Origin of the sequence: Cupriavidus sp. AU9028 (assembly GCF_019795295.1) — a bacterium.
GTDB lineage: Bacteria > Pseudomonadota > Gammaproteobacteria > Burkholderiales > Burkholderiaceae > Cupriavidus.
This window is the reverse complement of sequence record NZ_JAIMCG010000003.1, coordinates 334652-353760: the sequence shown is the minus strand read 5'-3', so window position 1 is coordinate 353760 and position 19109 is coordinate 334652. Positions and strand designations below refer to the sequence as shown.

Here is a 19109-nt window from a genome sequence, read left to right as displayed (position 1 = left end):
GGGGGGGCCGGGGCCCACCTGGTCGGGCCCGTGGGCGGCGCGGGCCCCCCGGGGCCCCACCCGGATGGCGCCGCTGCTGGCCGCCGAAAAGGCAGGCCCGGCGCGGCGAGGCGTCAGGCTTGCATTCTAGCAAGTCCTGCCGCCCGCGGGCCCCTTGCGAGGCGGCTGCGCCACTCCAGATGCCGCGCCCGGCGCTTACAGGTAGAACATCTCCTCCTTGGGAGGAATCGGCGTGTCGCCGCCGCGCCGCTCGTAGTAGTCGTAGACGGCGTCCAGCACCTCCTGCGGCTCGTCGACGATGGTCATCAGGTCCAGGTCGTGCTCGGCGATCAGGCCCATCGGCAGCAGCGTGAAGCGGAACCAGTCCAGCAGCCCCTTCCAGAAGCGGCTGCCCACCATCACCACCGGCACCGCGCGCGACTTGCCGGTCTGCACCAGCGTCAGCACCTCGGCCAGTTCGTCCAGCGTGCCGAAGCCGCCCGGCATCACGATGAAGGCGTCCGAGTTCTTGACGAAGGTCACCTTGCGGGTGAAGAAATGGCGGAAGCGCATGGCGATATCCTGGTAAGGATTGCCATGCTGCTCGTGCGGCAGTTCGATGTTCAGGCCGACGCTGGCCGACTTGCCGGCGTGCGCGCCCTTGTTGGCCGCTTCCATGATGCCGGGGCCGCCGCCCGAGATCACGGCAAAGCCTGCGTCGGAGAACAACCGGGCGATGTCGATGGTCTGCTGGTAGTACGGCGAATCCTCGCGCAGGCGCGCGCTGCCGTAGATCGAGACGGCGGGCCGGATCTCCGACAGGTACTCCGTCGCCTCGATGAACTCTGCCATAATCGTGAACATTTGCCAGGAAGCGCGCGCCTTCTTGGCGGTGGCGCGATCTTCGTCAGCCAGCGCACGCAGGCTCGGAATCATCTTGCGGGGATTGCCCCGCGACCCCTTGCCCCCGGCCGGCGCATGTTTCGCTGGTGCGGCGGTGTCGCCCGGACCGTCGGCCGAAGGGCCCACGGTCACGTTCACGTCCATGTCTGCGGCGGTGCTGATCTTGCCCTCGCCGGCGGGAATGCCTGCAGTTCTGTTATTGCCGTTGGCGCCGTCGCGGTGGTGGTCCGAGGAAGCACCGCCAGCCGCGGCTTCAGTCAATTTCGAGTCCATGGGAATGTCGGATAGTCCTAAAACACTGCTGCTCGTCGATGGGTCGAGCTATCTGTATCGCGCATATCACGCATTGCCTGACTTGCGGAACGGGGAGGGTCTGCCCACGGGGGCGATCTACGGCATGATCAATATGTTGCGCAAGCTCCGCAACGACTACCCGGCAGAGTATAGCGCCTGCGTCTTCGACGCCAAGGGCAAGACGTTCCGCGACGCGTTGTACCCCGCCTACAAGGAACACCGGCCGCCGATGCCCGAGGATCTGGCGCGCCAGGTCGAGCCCATCCACGAAGCCGTGCGCGCGCTGGGCTGGCCGATCCTGATGGTGGAAGGCGTCGAGGCGGACGATGTGATCGGCACCCTCGCGCGGCAGGCGACCGCCGAGGGCATCCGCACCGTGGTTTCCACCGGCGACAAGGATCTGGCGCAGCTCGTCAACGACCATGTTACGCTGGTCAACACGATGAGCGGCGAAGTGCTGGACCCGCCCGGGGTGGTGGCCAAGTTCGGCGTGCCGCCCGATCGCATCGTCGATTACCTGTCGCTGATCGGCGACGCGGTCGACAACGTGCCGGGCGTGCCGAAGGTCGGACCCAAGACCGCGGTGAAGTGGCTGACCGAATACGGCACGCTGGACGGCGTGATCGAGAACGCGGTCAACATCAAGGGCGTGGTGGGACAGAACCTGCGCGACACGGTCGAATGGCTGCCGCGTGCCAGGGAGCTGGTCACCGTGCGGTGCGACTGCGACCTGTCGTCGGCCATCGCCGACTTCCATGCGCTGAAGGATCTGGGCGAGGACCGCGACAAGCTGGTCGCCTTCTTCTCGCGCTACGGCTTCAAGACCTGGTTGCGCGAGCTGACCGGCGAAAGCCTGCCCAACGCGCGCGCACAGGCCGCCCGCTCGCAAGGCAACGGCAACGGCAACGGCAGCGGCGCCGGCCCGCAGGGCAACCTGTTCGACGGTCCTGTCGCCCCCGACGCGCCGGGTACCGGTACGGCGGCGGCGCCGGTCGAGATCCGCTATGAGATGGTCCATACCGCCGAAGCGCTGGAAGAGTGGGCCCAACGTGTCGAAGCCGCGGAGCTGACCTGCATCGATACCGAAACCACTGCGATCGATCCGATGCAGGCGCGGCTGGTGGGCCTGTCGCTGTCGGTCGAGCCGGGCGTTGCGTGCTATATCCCGGTCGCGCATCAGGGGCCGGACGTGGCCGGCCTGGAAGGGCGTGGCCAATTGGCCATCGACACCGTGCTGAGCCGGCTGCGCGAGTGGCTGGAAGATCCGTCCCGGGCCAAGGTGGGCCAGCACCTGAAGTACGACCTGCATGTCTTTGCCAATCACGGCATCACGCTGCGCGGCGTGCGGCACGACACCATGCTGCAGAGCTATGTGCTGGCGTCCCACCGCAACCACGGCATGGACAGCCTGGCCGAGCGGCTGCTGGGGCTGAAGACCATCACGTACGAGGAAGTCTGTGGCAAGGGAGCGGGGCAGCTGTGCTTCGACCAGATCCCGCTCGCGCGCGCCACCGAATACGCGGCCGAGGACGCCGACGTGACCCTGCGCCTGCACCGGGTCATGTGCCCGCAGATCGAGGCCGAGGACGGCCTGCGCTATGTCTACGAGCAGATCGAGATGCCGGTGTCGGTGGTGCTGCAGAAGATCGAGCGCAACGGCGTGCTGATCGACGCGGCGCGGCTGGCGGCGCAAAGCCACGAGCTCGGCCAGCGCATGCTGGCGCTGGAGCAGCAGGCCTACGAGGCCGCGGGCCAGCCGTTCAACCTTGGCTCCCCCAAGCAGATCGGCGAGATCCTGTTCGGACGGATGCAGCTGCCGGTGGTCAAGAAGACCGCCAGCGGCGCGCCGTCCACCGACGAGGAGGTGCTGCAGAAACTGGCCGAGGACTATCCGCTGCCCAAGCTGTTGCTCGACTATCGCGCGCTGTCGAAGCTGAAGTCCACCTACACCGACAAGCTGCCGCGCATGGTCAATGCGCAGACCGGCCGCGTGCATACCAGCTATGGGCAGGCCACCGCGGTGACGGGGCGGCTTGCCTCGACCGAGCCGAACCTGCAGAACATCCCGGTGCGCACGGAAGAAGGGCGCCGCATCCGCGAAGCGTTCATCGCGGGGCCTGGCAATGTCATCGTCTCGGCTGACTATTCGCAGATCGAGCTGCGCATCATGGCGCATATCTCCGAGGACGATAACCTGCTGGGCGCCTTCGCCCGCGGCGAGGATATCCACCGGGCTACCGCCGCCGAGATCTTCGGCGTTGCCACCGACGCGGTCAGCAGCGAGCAGCGCCGCTATGCCAAGGTGATCAACTTCGGGCTGATCTACGGCATGAGCGCGTTCGGCCTGGCCAGCAACCTCGGCATCGAGCGCGATGCCGCGCGCCACTATATCGACCGCTACTTCATGCGCTACCCCGGAGTCGCGCGCTATATGGAAGAGACGCGGCAGATGGCGCGCGAGCAGGGTTTCGTCGAAACCGTGTTCGGGCGGCGGCTGTGGCTGCCCGATATTCGTGGCGGGAACGGCCCACGCCGGCAGGCGGCGGAGCGCGCGGCGATCAATGCGCCGATGCAGGGTACCGCGGCCGACCTGATCAAGCTGTCGATGATCGCCGTGCAGGACTGGATCGAGCGCGAGCAACTGGGTACTCGCCAGATCATGCAGGTGCATGACGAACTGGTGCTGGAAGTGCCGCGCGACGAGCTGGAGCAGGTGCGGGTGCGGTTGCCTGAGCTGATGTGTGGCGTGGCGCAGCTGCGCGTGCCGTTGGTCGCGGAAGTGGGCGATGGCGCGAACTGGGAGGAGGCGCACTGACGCGCCCGGCATGAGCGCCCACCCGGGCGCCCCTCCACGATCTCAATGTCCAAGTGGAAAGAACATGAACGAACGGGTACAGGCCCATCGAATCGTTGTCGTCGGGGGCGGGGCCGGCGGACTGGAACTGGTGACCCGCCTGGGCGACAAGCTCGGCAAGCGGGGCCGGGCCCATGTCACGCTGGTGGACCGCTCGCCCACCCATATCTGGAAGCCGTTGCTGCACGAAGTCGCTGCCGGCAGCATGGACCCCAACACGCATCAGCTCGAATACGCGGCGCAGGCCAGCTGGCACCACTTCGAGTTCCAGCAGGGCGAGATGACCGGCGTGGACCGCGAACGCAAGACCGTCGCGGTGGGCGCCTGCTTCGATGCCGATGGCGTCGAGCTGCTGCCCGCGCGCGAACTGCCGTACGACACGCTGGTGCTGGCGATCGGCTCGGTGACCCATTTCTTTGGCGTGCCGGGTGCCGCCGAGCATGCCATTGCGCTCGATACCACCGCCCAGGCGGAGCGCTTCCGGCGCCGGCTGGTCAGCGCCTGCGTGCGCGCGCAGAACGGCCTGGGCCGCTCGCACGAAGACGGCCGGCCCCGGGTGGATATCGCCATCATCGGCGGTGGGGCGACGGGAGTGGAGTTGTCGGCGGAGTTGCGCAATACCGCGCAGGTACTCAATGCCTACGGCCTGCACCGCCTCGATCCGCGCCGCGACGTGCATATCAGCGTGATCGAAGCCGGCCCCCGGCTGCTGCCCGCGCTGTCCGAGCGGGTGTCCAGCGAAACCGCCAAGCTGCTGCGCAAGCTCGACGTCAACGTGCTGGTTGGCGAGCGTGTCACCGAGGTGACCGGCGAAGCCGTGCTGACGGCGAGCGGCAAGCGTGTCGAAGCCGACCTGACCGTGTGGGCGGCAGGCATCACCGCGCCGCCGGTGCTGCGCACCCTGGGCCTGCCGGTGAGCAAGCAGGGCGCCATCCTGGTGGACGCGAGCCTGCGCAGCGAGGGCGATCCCGACATCTTCGCCTTCGGCGATTGCGCCAGCGCGCCGTGGCCGGAGAAGCAGACCACGGTGCCGCCGCGCGCCCAGGCGGCGCACCAGCAGGCGAGCTTCCTGCTGCGCGCGCTGCAGGACCGGCTCGCCGGCCGTCCGTTGCCGGCGTTTCACTTCAAGGATCTGGGCTCGCTGGTGTCGCTCGGGCATTTCGATGCGGTCGGCAGCCTGATGGGCGGCCTGATCGGCGGCTCCATGTTCATCGAAGGGATGCTGGCGCGGCTGATGTACGCATCGCTGTACCGGATGCATGTGTCGGCGCTGCACGGGCCGCTGCGGATGATGGTCGATACCGTGGCGCACTGGCTGCGCAGCAAGACCAGCCCCCGCGTCAAGCTGCACTGAATCGGGTTGGCCTGCGGGGATGCGCGCTGCCGCGTGCGCATCTGTCCATGTTTGTCTAGAATCGGCATCCGATCCCGGCTGCCCGCGCCCGCCGTGGCCAGCCTTATCCTGGAGAAACCGCATGCTCAAGCCCGAAGTGGAAAGCCTCGTTCCCGGCCAGACGTTCGACCGCCGCAATTTCGTCAAGACCGCCCTGGGCTCGGCCTTCGCCGCGGCCACCCTGCCGGTATCGGCGCAGGCGATCAAGACGGATTTCAGCGGCCTGACCGCCGGCGAGGTCAATGTCAAGTCGGGCGACTTCACCATGCCGGTCTACCGGGCGCAGCCGGAGGGCAAGACCGGGCTGCCGGTGGTGCTGGTGATCAGCGAGATCTTCGGTGTGCACGAGCATATCGCCGATATCTGCCGGCGTTTCGCCAAGCTGGGCTATCTGGCGATCGCCCCCGAACTGTTCGCCCGGCAGGGTGACCCGAACAGCTACGGCACCATCCAGGAATTGATGCAGGAGCTGATCGCCAAGGTGCCGGACCGCCAGGTGATGGCGGATCTCGATGCCGCGGTCGCCTGGGCTGGACAGAATGGCGGCGACACGTCGAAGCTGGCGATCACCGGCTTCTGCTGGGGCGGCCGCATTACCTGGCTCTATGCCGCCCACAGCCCGACGCTGAAGGCCGGCGTGGCCTGGTACGGCCGCCTGGTCGGCCAGTCCAACCCGCTGCAACCGCGGCACGCGGTCGACGTGGCGGACGAGCTGAAGGCGCCCGTGCTGGGTCTGTACGGTGGCAAGGACACCGGCATTTCGCTTGAAACGGTCGAGCAGATGAAGTCCGCGCTCGCGCAGGCGAGCAGCCCGGCGGCGAAGGCCTCGAAGTTCATCGTCTATCCGGAAGCGCCGCATGCCTTCCACGCGGACTACCGCCCCAGCTACCGGGAAGCGGACGCCCGCGATGGCTGGCAGCAGTGCCTGGCCTGGTTCCGGCAGAACGGCGTCGCCTGATCGCCGAGCGGCGTTGGCGCCGTTCCCCGGGGGGATCGGCGCCGGCCGATTCCCCGCCGGGGCACAAGGCATTTGCAAAAGCCCCCCGACCCTCCGTACAATGCGGGCTTTGCGCCTCTTGCAACCGTGTTGCGTTTGGGTGCCCGATAGCCGGCGCCGCAAGCGGGCCGCGTGGCGCGCTCCCGGGAGCCCATTATCCAATCCACCATTGTTCTGATCCTGCTCGCCACCGCGCTATCCGGAGTGGGCAGCATTCTGTGCGCCGCGCTGTTGTCGCTGACCGCCGCCGCGCGCGCGGTCGAACGCATGGTCAGCTTCTCGGTCGGCGTGCTGCTGGCCACGGCGCTGCTGCATTCGCTGCCCGAGGCCTTTGCCTCCGGCGCCGATCCGCGCGCGCTGTTCGCCACGTTGCTGGGCGGCCTGCTGGGCTTCTTCCTGCTGGAGAAGATCTCGCTGCTGCGCCATTCGCACCACCACGAGGGGGATGGCCACCATCACCACCATGGTCATGACCGCGAGGAGGCGGGCCGCAGCGGGCTGACCATCCTGGTCGGCGACACCTTTCACAATTTCGCCGACGGCATCGTCATTGCGGCGGCATTCCTGGCGGACCCGAAGATCGGCATCGTCACCGCGCTGGCGATCGCCGCCCACGAGATTCCGCAGGAAGTGGGCGACTTCATCGTGCTGCTGAACGCCGGCTTCAGCAAGGCGCGCGCCTTCGCCTTCAATCTGCTGTCGAGTTTCGCCGCCGTGGCTGGCGGTGTGGTCGGCTACTTCCTGCTCGACGACATGAGCGGCTGGGTGCCCTATGTGCTGGTGATCGCGGCCAGCAGCTTTCTCTATATCGCCGTCAGCGACCTGATGCCCCAGATGCAGCGCAAGCCGCGCTGGCGCGAGTCGCTGGTGCAGGTGGTGCTGATCGGCGCTGGCATCCTGACCATCGCATGGATGACCAACGGCGCCCACGAGCACCACGACCATGCCCATGGCGGGCATGACCATGCGCATGCCGAGGGCCATGCGCACGACTGAGGGTGGCGGGCCGCTGGCGGCCCGCGCCTGAGCCTCACTGGCCGGTGGCGACCGGGCGCGAGGGGTCGGCGCACCACTCGCTCCACGACCCCGGATACAGCGCGGCGCCGTTCAGGCCCGCCGCCTCCAGTGCCAGCAGGTTGTGGCAGGCAGTTACGCCCGAGCCGCACTGCATCACGGCGGCAGCCGGCGGCGTATTGCCCAGCACCGCGCCGAATTCTTCCCGCAGCTGCGCTGCCGGCTTGAAGCGGCCGTTTTCCTGCAGATTGTCCTTGAAGCACCGGTTGACCGCGCCGGGGATGTGGCCGCCCACCGGGTCCAGCGTCTCGTTCTCGCCACGGAACCGGTCGGGAGCGCGCGCGTCGACCACCAGCCGCGCCGGCTGCGCCAGATTCTCCATCAGCGCCTGCACGTCCACGGTCGTCACCAGCGACGGCCGGCGCGTCAGGTTGCCAGCCACCTCGGGGTCCGGCGTCGTACCGGCCTCGAGCGGCAGGCCGGCCGCAATCCAGGCGGGTTTGCCGCCATCGAGCACCGCCACCGCCTCGTGGCCGATCCAGCGCAGCAGCCACCAGGCGCGGGCGGCGAACATGCCGCCCTGCGCGTCGTACGCCACCACCTGCGTATCGTCGTTGACGCCGAGCGCGCGCAGACGGCCGGTCAGCATGTCGGGGTCGGGCAACGGATGGCGGCCGTTGCGGCCGGTCTTCTCGCCGGACAGTTCGTTATCCAGATGCAGGTAGAAGGCGCCGGGCAGATGGCTCCGGTGATACGCCTCGCGCCCGGCGGCGGGGTCGGCGAGGTCGAAGGTGCAATCGAGCAGAACGGTGCGCTGCGCCGGGTCCTGGCGCAGCGCCAGCAGTTCGTCGCAGGAAATCAGCGTGGTCCAGACAGCTTGGGGCATCGTGAAACCGGTCCAGGGGACGAAAGTCGATGAACCTTGATGATCGCCGAAAGTACGGGCGGGTGCCATAGGACGGCGGCTCAAGACCAACCCCTCTCCCCGGCCCGCTCCCCTTGAAGGGGAGAGGGGGAACACCACCAGCAAGGCATGCCCTGCCGGTCTGCTCCCCTCTCCCGTCCTGCGAAAGAGGGGCCGGGGGAGAGGGAAGACCACCGGCATCGCAAGTCCTGGGGGTCTGCTCCCCTCTCCCGCCCTGCGGGAGAGGGGCCGGGGGAGAGGGCGGCGAGCGCTCGAACATACCGCCGCCCGCGGATTCAAACCTCCGGATGCACCTCCGCCTCCGCCGACTTCACCGGCGTCGCGGCGGTCGGCTGGCGGCCCGTCGTTTCGCGCGCCCGTGTCAGCGTCGTCGCGATGCCGCTGGCGACGATCAGTCCCATGCCGACCCAGGACAGCCAGTTCAGCGCGTCGTTCCAGATCATCATGCCCCACAAGCTGGAGAACACGATGCCGGCATATTGCAGGTTGGCGGTCAGCAAGGTATTGCCGCGCTTGTAGGCCCGGGTCATCGAGGTCTGGCCCAGCGTGGCAAGGATGCCGATGGCCAGCAGCAGGGCGACGCCATACCAGCTGTGGCTGCTGGTGCCGGAGAAGAGCATCCACACCAGCCCCGCCACCGCGCCGACCGACGAGAAGTAGAAGACGATGCGGCCCTCCGGCTCGCCCAGTTGCCCGAGCTGCCGCACTTCGACATAGGCCAGGGCGGTGAAGATGCCGGAGATCAGCCCGACCAGGCCGCCGGTCAGCTGGTCCTTGCCGACCGAGGGCTGCAGCAGGCAGATCACGCCGGCGAAGGACAGCACGATCGCACCGATCAGCTTCTTGTCGGCGGCCCCGCGCGTGCCGGCGAGCGCCGCGCCAGCGCCGATGATTACCGCGATCCAGACCGGCGACATGTAGTTCAGCGTCATCGCGGTGGCCAGCGGCAGCAGGCTGATCGAGGTGAACCACAGCATCAGCGCGGTGACGCCGAACAGGCTGCGCTTGACGTGCGTGGCCATGTGCGGGGTGCGGACCGAGGTCCCCTTCGAGGCCAGCACCGCCCAGACGATGGCCACGCTGATGATGCTGCGGTAGAAGACGATTTCCCCGGTGTTGTACAGCTCGGACGCAAGCTTGACGCCCACCCCCATCAGCGAAAACGAGAAGGCGGCGAACAGCATCCAGAGCGATTGCATGGCGAGCGGGGCGCGCAATGCGCGCGGGGGCGATGGAGGGAAATACCGGGAAGCAGCGGCGGCAGCGATGCGGGTGTACCGAAAGCCGCATAAGAACAATTGTATCAGCGCTGGTGCGGCGCACCAATGGCGCCGGCCCAACGGAAAAAGGACCGCCGAAGCGGTCCTTCCTGCAGGCGGCCCGTTTCCTGCCGGGCAGCTGGGGGCGTGACAGCCTTCAGCTGCCGTACTGCATCACGCGCCGGTACCACTCGTGGAAATGCTGCATGCCGTCTTCCATGGGCGACTGATACGGTCCGACCTCGTTGACGCCCCGTTGCATCAGCGCGAGCCGGCCCGCATCCATGCGTTCTGCGATCTCGTCGTCCTCGATGCAGGTTTCCATGTATGCGGCGCGCTCGGCCTCGACGAACTCGCGCTCGAACAGCACGATTTCCTCGGGGTAGTAGAACTCGACCACGTTGCGCGTCTTGCGCGGACCGAGCGGGTGCAGCGTCGAAATGACCAGCACGTGCGGGTACCACTCGACCATCACGTTCGGGTAGTAGGTCAGCCAGATCGCGCCGTGCCGGGGCAACTCGCCATTGTTGAAGCGCAGCACGGCGTCATGCCACTTCTGGTAGGTCGGGCTGCCGGGGCGCTTCAGGCCGGCGTGCAGGCCCACCGTCTGGACGCTGTGCCACTCGCCGAACTCCCATTTGAGGTCGTCGCAGGAGACGAAGCTGCCCAGCCCCGGATGGAACGGCACGACATGGTAGTCCTCCAGATAGACCTCGATGAAGGTCTTCCAGTTGTAGTCGCAGTCGTGGACTTCGACGTGGTCCAGCATGTAGCCGTCGAAATTCAGATCCCGGGCCACACCCAGGCGAGCCAGGTCGGCGCGCACGTCGCGTTCGCCTTCGAACAGCAGGCCGTTCCAGTTCTGCAGCGGCGAGCGTTTCAGATGCAGGCAGGGCTGTTGCTCGAAATGCGGCGCGCCCAGCAACTGGCCCTTCAGATCGTAGGTCCAGCGGTGCAGCGGGCAGACGATATTGGGCGCGTTGCCGCGGCCGTTGAGCATGATGGCCTGCCGGTGGCGGCAGACGTTGGACATCAGTTCGATGCCCTGGGCATTGCGGACCAGGATCCGGCCTTCGTTTTCCGCGGCGAGCGTGTGGTAGTCGCCGACTTCGGGCACCATCAGTTCATGGCCGACGTAGCCTGGGCCCTTCTTGAACAGCAGATCCAGTTCCTGCCGATGCAGGTCCTCGTCGAAGTACGCGGTGACGGGCAGTTGCGTATCAGCCGGCGCGAGCTTCAGCGCGGTGCTGAGATTGGACATTATCCCCACTCCCTAATAACAGGCGAAAGCAGTGAACAACCCAACCATCGAAATTGAATCGATATGGGAAAGACAGTCAGACTTTGTGGCGCCGCCGTCGCGTGCCGGTTTTTGCTGACGAACCGGGGATTGTACCCCACCCCTTGCAGATAAGGGTCTGATTTTTCTACTTTTTCGTCCAGACATGCTGCCAGAAGTGGTGTATCGGCGGATTTTGCACCGGGTCTGCTTGTGAAATGCGGTCGACATGCCGCTCGCCAGAGATAGATCGGGCAATGTGCGCGATCCGTCGCGTGGACTGTCAGTCCAGCGCCGGCACGCGAGCGATTTGGCATAAAATCCGGGTTTCCCGTTTGCAATTGCGCCATGCCAACCACTCCCACCGTGCCGCCCGTAGCCGACGACGCCGTTTCGGCCGTGACGACCGCTGCTGCCCAACCCGCCTCCTACGAGGCCGCGATGGCGGAGCTCGAGGCGCTGGTCGCGAGCATGGAAAGCGGCGCGCTGCCGCTGGAAGAGTCGCTGGCCGCCTACCGCCGCGGCGCGGAACTGGTGCGCTACTGCCAGCAGACGCTCGAACGCGTGGAGCAACAGGTCCGGGTGCTTGACGGCGACATCCTGAAGCCGATGGGCGACGCGGGCGCGCAGGCGGATACTGAATGAGTGCTTTCGAGCAGTGGGTGCAGGCCATCGCCGGGCGGACCGAGGCCGCGCTGGCCGCGGCATTGCCGCCCGCCGGGCAGTTGCCGGGCCGGTTGCATGACGCCATGCGCTACGCCGTGCTGGGTGGCGGCAAGCGGGTGCGCCCGCTGCTGGTTCACGCGGCGGGCGAGTTGTCCGGCGCGACAGCCCAGGCCTGCGACACCGCGGCCTGCGCGGTCGAGCTGATCCACGCCTATTCCCTGGTGCACGACGACATGCCGTGCATGGACGATGACGATCTGCGCCGCGGCCGTCCCACCGTGCACAAAGCCTATGATGAGGCGACCGCGCTGCTGGTCGGCGACGCGCTGCAGACGCAGGCATTCGTGGTGCTGGCGGGCAACGAGGCGCTGGCGCCGGAGATTCGCGCCCGCCTGGTCGCCGAACTGGCCAGGGCATCGGGCTCGGCCGGCATGGCGGGCGGTCAGGCGATCGACCTGTACCATGTGGGCCGGTCGATGTCGCTGGACGAACTGGAGACCATGCACCGGATGAAGACCGGTGCGCTGCTGCGCGCCAGCATCCGGATGGGCGCGCTGTGCGGCCGCATCGACCAGGACGCGCTGGCGCTGCTGGACCGCTACGCCGCCGCGGTAGGATTGGCGTTCCAGGTGGTCGACGATATTCTGGACGTCACCGCCGACACCGCGACGCTGGGCAAGACCGCGGGCAAGGACGCCGAGAACGACAAGCCCACCTATGTCTCGCTGCTGGGACTGGACGCCGCCCGCGAACTGGCCGCAAGCCTGCGGCAACAGGCCCACGAGGCGCTGGCCGGATTTGGCGGCCGCGCCGCATGGCTGGCCGGAATGGCCGACCTGATCGTGCTTCGAACCCACTGACGGGAAGCAGCCGCGCACGCGGATTGCCGTACAACGACGAGCCGGGCGCGAGAACCCGGCGGCAGGACGGATACCATGACTTACGCATTGCTGAATACCATCGACGCCCCCGCCGACCTGCGCAAGCTGGAGCGGCGCGAGCTCGGCGACCTGGCCGAGGAACTGCGCGCCTTCGTACTCGAATCGGTGTCGCAGACGGGCGGCCACCTGTCGTCGAACCTGGGCACGGTCGAGCTGACCATCGCGCTGCACTATGTCTTCAACACCCCGGAGGACCGGCTGGTGTGGGACGTCGGCCACCAGAGCTACCCGCACAAGATCCTGACGGGGCGGCGCGAGCGCATGGCCACGCTGCGCCAGTGGGAGGGCATCTCGGGCTTCCCGCGCCGCAGCGAAAGCGAGTACGACACCTTCGGCACCGCGCACTCGTCGACCTCGATCTCGGCCGCGCTCGGCATGGCGCTGGGCGCCCGCACGCTGGGCGAACAGCGCGTGTCGATCGCGGTGATCGGCGACGGCGCGATGACCGCGGGCATGGCGTTCGAGGCGATGAACAACGCCGGCGTGTACAAGGACCTGCCGCTGGTGGTCGTGCTCAACGACAACGACATGTCGATCTCGCCGCCGGTCGGCGCGCTGAATCGCCATCTCGCACGGCTGATGAGCGGCCAGTTCTATGCCGCGACCCGCAAGGGCATCGAGCGCGTGCTGTCGGTCGCGCCGCCGGTGCTGGAATTCGCCAAGCGCTTCGAGGAACATGCCAAGGGCATGGTGGTGCCCGCCGCGCTGTTCGAGCAATTCGGCTTCAACTATATCGGCCCGATCGACGGCCACGACCTGGAGTCGCTGGTACCGACGCTGCAGAACATCCGCGAGCGCGCGCTCGAGGGCGGCGGGCCGCAATTCCTTCACGTCGTGACACGAAAGGGGCAGGGCTACAAGCTGGCCGAGGCCGATCCGATCCTGTATCACGGGCCGGGCAAGTTCAACCCGGCCGAAGGCATTCGTCCGGCCAGCAAGCCCGCCCGCAAGACCTATACGCAGGTCTTCGGCGACTGGCTGTGCGACATGGCGGCGGCCGACCCCCGGCTGGTGGGCATCACGCCGGCCATGCGCGAGGGCTCGGGCATGGTCGAGTTCGAGAAGCGTTTTCCCGACCGCTACTACGACGTGGGGATCGCCGAGCAGCATGCGGTGACCTTCGCCGGCGGTATCGCCTGCGAGGGCCTGAAGCCGGTGGTGGCGATCTACTCGACCTTCCTGCAGCGGGGCTACGACCAGTTGATCCATGACGTCGCGCTGCAGAACCTGCCGGTGGTGTTCGCGCTCGATCGCGCGGGTCTCGTTGGCGCGGACGGCGCCACGCACGCCGGCGCCTACGACATTGCCTATCTGCGCTGCATCCCCAACATGATGGTGATGACGCCGGCCGACGAAAACGAATGCCGCCAGCTGCTGAGCACCGCCTTCGCGCAGGATTGCCCGACCGCCGTGCGCTATCCGCGCGGCAGCGGCCCCGGCGTGGCGATCGAGCCGGGCCTGGGCACGCTGCCGGTCGGCAAGGGCGAGATTCGCCGGGAAGGGCAACGGGTCGCGCTGCTGGCGTTCGGCTCGATGCTGCAGCCTTCGCTGGCAGCCGGCGAGGCACTCGATGCGACCGTGGCGAACATGCGCTTCGTCAAGCCGCTCGATGTGGAACTGGTGCGCCAGCTGGCGCGCGAGCACGACTGCCTGGTCACCGTGGAGGAGGGCTGCGTGATGGGTGGCGCGGGCAGCGCCGTGCTCGAGGCCCTGGCCGCGGAAGGGATCGACATCCCGGTGCTGCAGCTCGGTCTGCCCGACCGCTTCGTCGATCACGGCGATCCGGCGTTCCTGCTGTCGCTGTGCGGGCTCGATGCGGCCGGCATCGAACGCTCGGTGCGGGAGCGCTTCGGCATCGCGGCCCCGGCGGTCGAGGCCGGGACGCCCGATCAGGGTGCGCCGCAGGTCAAGTCACGCGCTGCCTGAGGACTTGGCCGGCAACGCTCGCGGGCCGTGGCGCCGGAGGATGGCGCCGCGGCCCGCGTTGCGTTTGGGCGCAGGAAACTGTGCGATTACCCGCACGCTGCACAGGGCTGGTGCGGGCGGCATCACCTCTTTTCCCTTAGAATCGGCCCGTTTGTGTTCGCAGCTGCGGGCTGGCGCCGCCGTGCACCGGTGCGCCCGTGGTTTCACACTCGTTGCGCGGCAGTGCGGACTGCGACGATGCCGCGACCGTAAAGGAAACCGAGGAATCCGTATGAATGACATCAATCCGGCCTTCGTCATGCCCGACGTGCAGTCGAGCCTCGACACCCGCCAGATTCCGATCCAGCGCGTTGGCGTGAAGGGCGTGCGCTACCCGATGACGCTGCGCACGCCTGCCGGCGTCCAGCCCACCGTCGGCACCTTCAACCTCGACGTGCACCTGCCGGCCGACCAGAAGGGCACGCACATGTCCCGCTTCGTCGCGCTGCTCGAGGAAAACCGCGAACCGCTCGACCTGGCATCGTTCCGCGCGCTGCTGGATGGCATGCTGCAGAAGCTCGAGGCCGAGGCCGGCCGCATCGAGGTCACGTTCCCGTACTTCATCAACAAGGTGGCGCCGGTGTCCGGCGTGGCGTCGCTGCTCGACTATGAAGTCACGCTGATCGGCGAAGTGCGCAACGGCCAGACCCGGCTGTTCCTGAAGACGCTGGTGCCGGTCACCAGCCTGTGCCCCTGCTCGAAGAAGATCTCGCAGTACGGCGCGCACAACCAGCGCTCGCACATCACGATGTCGGTCGAGCTGGCGGCGGAGATGAGCGTGGAAGCGCTGGTGCGGATGGCGGAGGAAGAGGCGTCGTGCGAACTGTGGGGGCTGCTCAAGCGTCCCGACGAGAAGTACGTCACCGAGCGCGCCTACGAGAATCCGAAGTTCGTCGAGGACCTGGTGCGCGACATCGCGATGCGGCTGAACGCCGATGCGCGGATTGTCGCCTACGTGCTCGAAGCCGAGAACTTCGAATCGATCCACAACCACAGCGCCTATGCGGTGATCGAGCGCGACAAGCGCCTGAGCCAGCTGGCGCTCTGAGGGGCGCTGCGGGTCGCCGAGCCGCCTTCCGCCGAAGGCGGCGGCCCGGCCGGCCTCAGTGCGCCGGCAGGCGCAACTCCGAAAGGTCCCAGCGCGGCGTCACCCCGTAGCCATAGTCGCGGCTGGCAAGCTCGGGGGCGGCCTGCAGCCGCATCGCGCCGGCGAAGGCGATCATCGCGCCGTTGTCGGTGCAAAGATCCAGCGGCGGGTAGTGGACCTCGAAGCGGTGGCGCCGCGCCAGGTCGTCCAGTCGCTCCCGCAGCTGCCGGTTGGCGCCCACGCCGCCCGCGACCACCAGCCGCTTGTGACCGGTGCGCTTGAGCGCCGCCAGCGATTTCGCGCCCAGCACGTCGACGATTGCATCGACGAAAGAGCGGGCCAGGTTGGCGCGGTCCTGCTCGCACAGATTGCTGCCGAGCTTGCGCGACTGCGTCAGCACCGCCGTCTTCAATCCCGCGAACGAGAAATCGAGGTTGCCCGAATGCAGCATCGGACGGGGCAGGTCGAATGCGCCGGGCACGCCGAACTCGGCCAGTCTCGACACTTCCGGTCCGCCCGGGTAGCCCAGGCCGAGCAGCTTGGCGGTCTTGTCGAAGGCCTCGCCCGCGGCATCGTCCAGCGTTTCGCCGAGCAGCGCGTAGTCGCCCACGCCGCGCACCTCCATCAGCTGGGTATGTCCGCCGGACACCAGCAGCGCGACAAACGGGAAGGCCGGCGGCGCGCTGCCCGGCGCGGCAGGAGCGAGCAGCGGCGACAGCAGATGGCCTTCCAGGTGGTGGACGCCAAGCATCGGCACGCCCAGCGCAAAGCCCAGTGCATTGGCCACCGATGCGCCGACCAGTAGCGCGCCGGCCAGCCCCGGTCCCTGCGTGAAGGCGATCGCATCGATATCGCCGCGCTGCCGTCCGGCCTGCTCGAGCACCTGTTGCAGCAGCGGCAGCACGCGGCGAATGTGGTCGCGCGACGCCAGTTCCGGCACCACCCCGCCGTAGTCGCGGTGCATCGCAACCTGCGAATGCAGCGCATGCGCCAGCAGTCCCGCCTCGGTGTCATAGAGAGCGAGACCGGTTTCGTCACAGGAGGATTCGATGCCGAGTACGAGCATGGGAACAGAAGAAGGCAGGGGCAGATCGCGCCAGCGGGGCGGCGCCAAGGGCTGCAGCGTAGCACAGTGGAAGTCCTGGCGCAGACGGCTGGTCCGGGCGGTCGCGCCGCGGTTTTGGCTACAATCGCCGCTTCTTCAGGCAGGGATCGTATGAGCGGAAACGCGCGGCAGCCGGCACAGTCCGGCATTGGCAGTCAGCCCTCCGGGCAGCGGCGCTTCGATGTCGCCGTGCTGGGAGCCGGCGCGGCGGGAATGATGTGTGCCGCGGTGGCGGGGCAGCAGGGCGCCAGCGTGGTGCTGGTGGATCACGCCACCCGGATCGCCGAGAAAATCCGCATCTCCGGCGGCGGCCGCTGCAACTTCACCAACCTCCATGCCGGCCCCGGCAACTACCTGTCAGCGAATCCTCACTTCAGCCGCTCGGCGCTGGCGCGTTACACGCCGCAGGACTTCCTCGCGTTGATGCGCAGGCACGGTATCGGCTGGCACGAGAAGCACCGGGGCCAGCTGTTCTGCAACGACAGTGCCGAGGACGTCATCGAGATGCTGAAAGCCGAGTGCGGTGCGGGCGGCGTGCAGTGGCGCACCGGCTGCACCGTCGAGTCGGTCGGCCGGGCCGGCGACGACTTCGTGCTCGACACCAGCGCCGGTCCTGTCCGGGCCGGGGCGCTGGTGGTGGCGAGCGGCGGGCTGTCGATTCCCAAGATCGGCGCCACCGATTTGGGCTACCGGATCGCACGCCAGTTCGGCCTGCGGATCGTCGAGACGCGGCCGGCGCTGGTGCCGCTGACCTTCCACGGCGACGACTGGAAGCCCTTCGCCCCGTTGGCCGGCGTGTCGATGGAGGTGGACATCGCCACCGGCGCGGGGCGAGAGGCCGGCGCCTTCCGGGAAGACCTGCTGTGGACGCACCGCGGTCTGTCGGGGCCGGCCGTGCTGCAGATCTCCAGCTATTGGAAGCCGGGCGCCGCCTTGACCGTCGACCTGTTCGGCGGCGAGGACGCGGCCGAGTGGCTGCTCGCCCGCAAGGTCGACAGCCGCAAGCAACTGGCCAACCTGCTGGCGGCCCGAATGCCGGCGCGGCTGGCCGACGCCTGGTGCGAGGCGTCGGGGCTGGACGCCACGCGGCCGGTGCACGATCTGCCCGACAAGGCGCTGCGGCGGCTGGGCGAGGCCTTGAACCGCTGGCGCCTGGTGCCGTCCGGCACCGAGGGCTACCGCAAGGCGGAGGTGACGCTGGGCGGGGTCGATACTCGCGATCTGTCGTCGGCGACGATGATGGCGCGCGCCGTTCCCGGCCTGTATTTCATTGGCGAAGTGGTGGATGTGACCGGCTGGCTGGGCGGGTACAACTTCCAGTGGGCATGGGCCTCCGCGGTTGCCGCGGGCCAGGCCGTTGCGGAGAACCGACGGGCGGTCGCGGACCGAGGAGTTGACGGACGTTGACCGAGATTTGGCTGCACACTTGCCAGAATCGCTGCTATACTCGAAGTCTTCGTAAAACCGCTAACCTGTACTGTTTGGCACATGACCACCATCCGCCTGAAAGAAAACGAGCCGTTTGAAGTTGCGATGCGTCGCTTCAAGCGCACCATCGAGAAGAACGGTTTGATTACTGAACTTCGGGCGCGCGAGTTCTACGAAAAGCCGACGGCGGAGCGGAAGCGCAAGAAGGCAGCTGCGGTCAAGCGCCACTACAAGCGCATCCGCAGCCAGATGCTGCCGAAGAAGCTGTACTGATTGTTGCGCGGCCGGGTCCGGCAATCGGCTGCGGTGGTGTCGCCACCCGGCTGGGTTGCAGTGCTGCGGCGTGCGTCTGACCGTAGGCGGTCTCCGAACCCGCTGTGAGCAAGGCTCCGGCGGGTTTTTGTGCTGGATCGGGCGTTCCTGGTCCTGTCTTTCCGGCGCGAAGGGTGGTTGCTCACCCGGGTCGTTTCTGTCCTTGGTCGTTTCTGTCCCTCGACGCGCCGTCAAGCGGCTCCCCCTCTACTTTCCGGAATCTTGCCATGTCCCTGAAGCAACAGATCAACGACGACATGAAGGCCGCCATGCGCGCCCGTGAAAGCGAGCGCCTTGGCACCATCCGGCTGCTGCTCGCCGCCGTCAAGCAGCGCGAGGTGGACGAGCGGGTCGAACTGGACGATGCCGGCGTGCAGGCGGTGGTCGAGAAGCTGATCAAGCAGCGCAAGGATTCGATCTCGCAGTTCCAGCAGGCCGGTCGCAACGACCTGGCCGACAAGGAAACCGCCGAACTGGCGGTGCTGCAGGCGTATATGCCGGCCGCGCTGTCGGACGAGGAAGTGGCCGCGGCAGTGGATCAGGCGGTGACCGAAAGCGGCGCGGCCGGTCCGCAGGACATGGGCAAGGTGATGGGCTTGCTCAAGGGCCGGCTGGCGGGACGGGCCGACATGACGGCGGTATCGGCGCTGGTCAAGGCGCGGCTGGCCCCGCGCTGAAGGCGCCGCGCGCGCCGGGATCGCACTTTCA

Annotated in this window: 16 protein-coding genes; 11 read left to right on the top strand and 5 right to left on the bottom strand. The window is 67.7% G+C overall.

Going from position 1 to position 19109, the window contains the following annotated elements:
- Positions 1-195 precede the first annotated feature (195 nt).
- Positions 196-1026 (bottom strand): TIGR00730 family Rossman fold protein, encoded by an 831-nt coding sequence (locus tag K6V06_RS05650; RefSeq protein ID WP_255581624.1) that lies wholly within the window; start codon positions 1024-1026, stop codon positions 196-198.
- Between the two features lie 133 nt (positions 1027-1159).
- On the opposite strand from K6V06_RS05650, the gene polA reads away from it, so the two are divergent.
- The 4 genes from polA (at position 1160) to K6V06_RS05630 (ending at position 7416) form a co-directional block, all read left to right on the top strand.
- Complete coding sequence (gene polA, locus K6V06_RS05645; protein WP_222240783.1) at positions 1160-3991, top strand: DNA polymerase I; 2832 nt, start codon at positions 1160-1162, stop codon at positions 3989-3991.
- A gap of 64 nt (positions 3992-4055) precedes the next feature.
- Positions 4056-5384: an NAD(P)/FAD-dependent oxidoreductase gene (locus K6V06_RS05640; RefSeq protein ID WP_222240781.1), complete on the top strand. Its 1329-nt coding sequence runs from the start codon at positions 4056-4058 to the stop codon at positions 5382-5384.
- Between the two features lie 121 nt (positions 5385-5505).
- Positions 5506-6381, top strand: coding sequence for a dienelactone hydrolase family protein (locus tag K6V06_RS05635; RefSeq protein WP_222240779.1), 876 nt, complete (start codon positions 5506-5508; stop codon positions 6379-6381).
- Positions 6382-6594: 213 nt separating this feature from the next.
- Positions 6595-7416 (top strand): ZIP family metal transporter, encoded by an 822-nt coding sequence (locus K6V06_RS05630; protein ID WP_255581623.1) that lies wholly within the window; start codon positions 6595-6597, stop codon positions 7414-7416.
- A gap of 34 nt (positions 7417-7450) precedes the next feature.
- On the opposite strand, the gene K6V06_RS05625 is transcribed toward K6V06_RS05630, so the two are convergent.
- The 3 genes from K6V06_RS05625 to K6V06_RS05615 all read right to left on the bottom strand — a co-directional run bounded on the left by K6V06_RS05625 (position 7451) and on the right by K6V06_RS05615 (position 10879).
- Positions 7451-8320 carry a sulfurtransferase gene (locus K6V06_RS05625; protein ID WP_222240777.1) on the bottom strand — a complete coding sequence of 290 codons (870 nt, stop codon included), beginning with the start codon at positions 8318-8320 and terminating at the stop codon, positions 7451-7453.
- Positions 8321-8634: 314 nt separating this feature from the next.
- Positions 8635-9558, bottom strand: coding sequence for a DMT family transporter (locus tag K6V06_RS05620; protein WP_222240775.1), 924 nt, complete (start codon positions 9556-9558; stop codon positions 8635-8637).
- A 217-nt stretch (positions 9559-9775) separates the two neighbouring features.
- Positions 9776-10879, bottom strand: coding sequence for an aromatic ring-hydroxylating dioxygenase subunit alpha (locus K6V06_RS05615; protein ID WP_222240773.1), 1104 nt, complete (start codon positions 10877-10879; stop codon positions 9776-9778).
- Between the two features lie 366 nt (positions 10880-11245).
- On the opposite strand from K6V06_RS05615, the gene K6V06_RS05610 reads away from it, so the two are divergent.
- From K6V06_RS05610 to folE2, 4 genes are all read left to right on the top strand, one after another.
- A complete protein-coding gene (locus K6V06_RS05610) occupies positions 11246-11542 on the top strand; it encodes an exodeoxyribonuclease VII small subunit (protein ID WP_222240771.1) in 297 nt (98 codons plus the stop codon).
- Positions 11539-12423, top strand: coding sequence for a polyprenyl synthetase family protein (locus tag K6V06_RS05605; protein ID WP_222240769.1), 885 nt, complete (start codon positions 11539-11541; stop codon positions 12421-12423). The genes K6V06_RS05610 and K6V06_RS05605 overlap by 4 nt, the downstream gene beginning before the upstream one ends.
- Before the next feature lie 75 nt (positions 12424-12498).
- Entirely contained in the window at positions 12499-14430 is a 1932-nt protein-coding gene (gene dxs, locus K6V06_RS05600; RefSeq protein WP_222240767.1) for a 1-deoxy-D-xylulose-5-phosphate synthase, read from the top strand.
- 271 nt (positions 14431-14701) lie between these two features.
- Complete coding sequence (folE2, locus tag K6V06_RS05595; RefSeq protein WP_222240765.1) at positions 14702-15517, top strand: GTP cyclohydrolase FolE2; 816 nt, start codon at positions 14702-14704, stop codon at positions 15515-15517.
- 55 nt (positions 15518-15572) lie between these two features.
- Here folE2 and tsaD read toward each other — a convergent pair whose 3' ends face one another.
- Positions 15573-16622, bottom strand: a complete 1050-nt coding sequence (gene tsaD / locus K6V06_RS05590) for a tRNA (adenosine(37)-N6)-threonylcarbamoyltransferase complex transferase subunit TsaD (RefSeq protein WP_222240763.1) — start codon at positions 16620-16622, stop codon at positions 15573-15575.
- Between the two features lie 150 nt (positions 16623-16772).
- On the opposite strand from tsaD, the gene K6V06_RS05585 reads away from it, so the two are divergent.
- The 3 genes from K6V06_RS05585 to K6V06_RS05575 all read left to right on the top strand — a co-directional run bounded on the left by K6V06_RS05585 (position 16773) and on the right by K6V06_RS05575 (position 19078).
- The gene (locus K6V06_RS05585; protein ID WP_222240761.1) at positions 16773-18068 is read left to right on the top strand and encodes an NAD(P)/FAD-dependent oxidoreductase; all 1296 of its coding nucleotides are present in this window, start codon (positions 16773-16775) and stop codon (positions 18066-18068) included.
- 81 nt (positions 18069-18149) lie between these two features.
- Positions 18150-18362, top strand: a complete 213-nt coding sequence (rpsU, locus tag K6V06_RS05580) for a 30S ribosomal protein S21 (RefSeq protein ID WP_006576196.1) — start codon at positions 18150-18152, stop codon at positions 18360-18362.
- Between the two features lie 266 nt (positions 18363-18628).
- The gene (locus K6V06_RS05575) at positions 18629-19078 is read left to right on the top strand and encodes a GatB/YqeY domain-containing protein (protein WP_222240759.1); all 450 of its coding nucleotides are present in this window, start codon (positions 18629-18631) and stop codon (positions 19076-19078) included.
- The last annotated feature ends 31 nt before the right edge of the window (positions 19079-19109 follow it).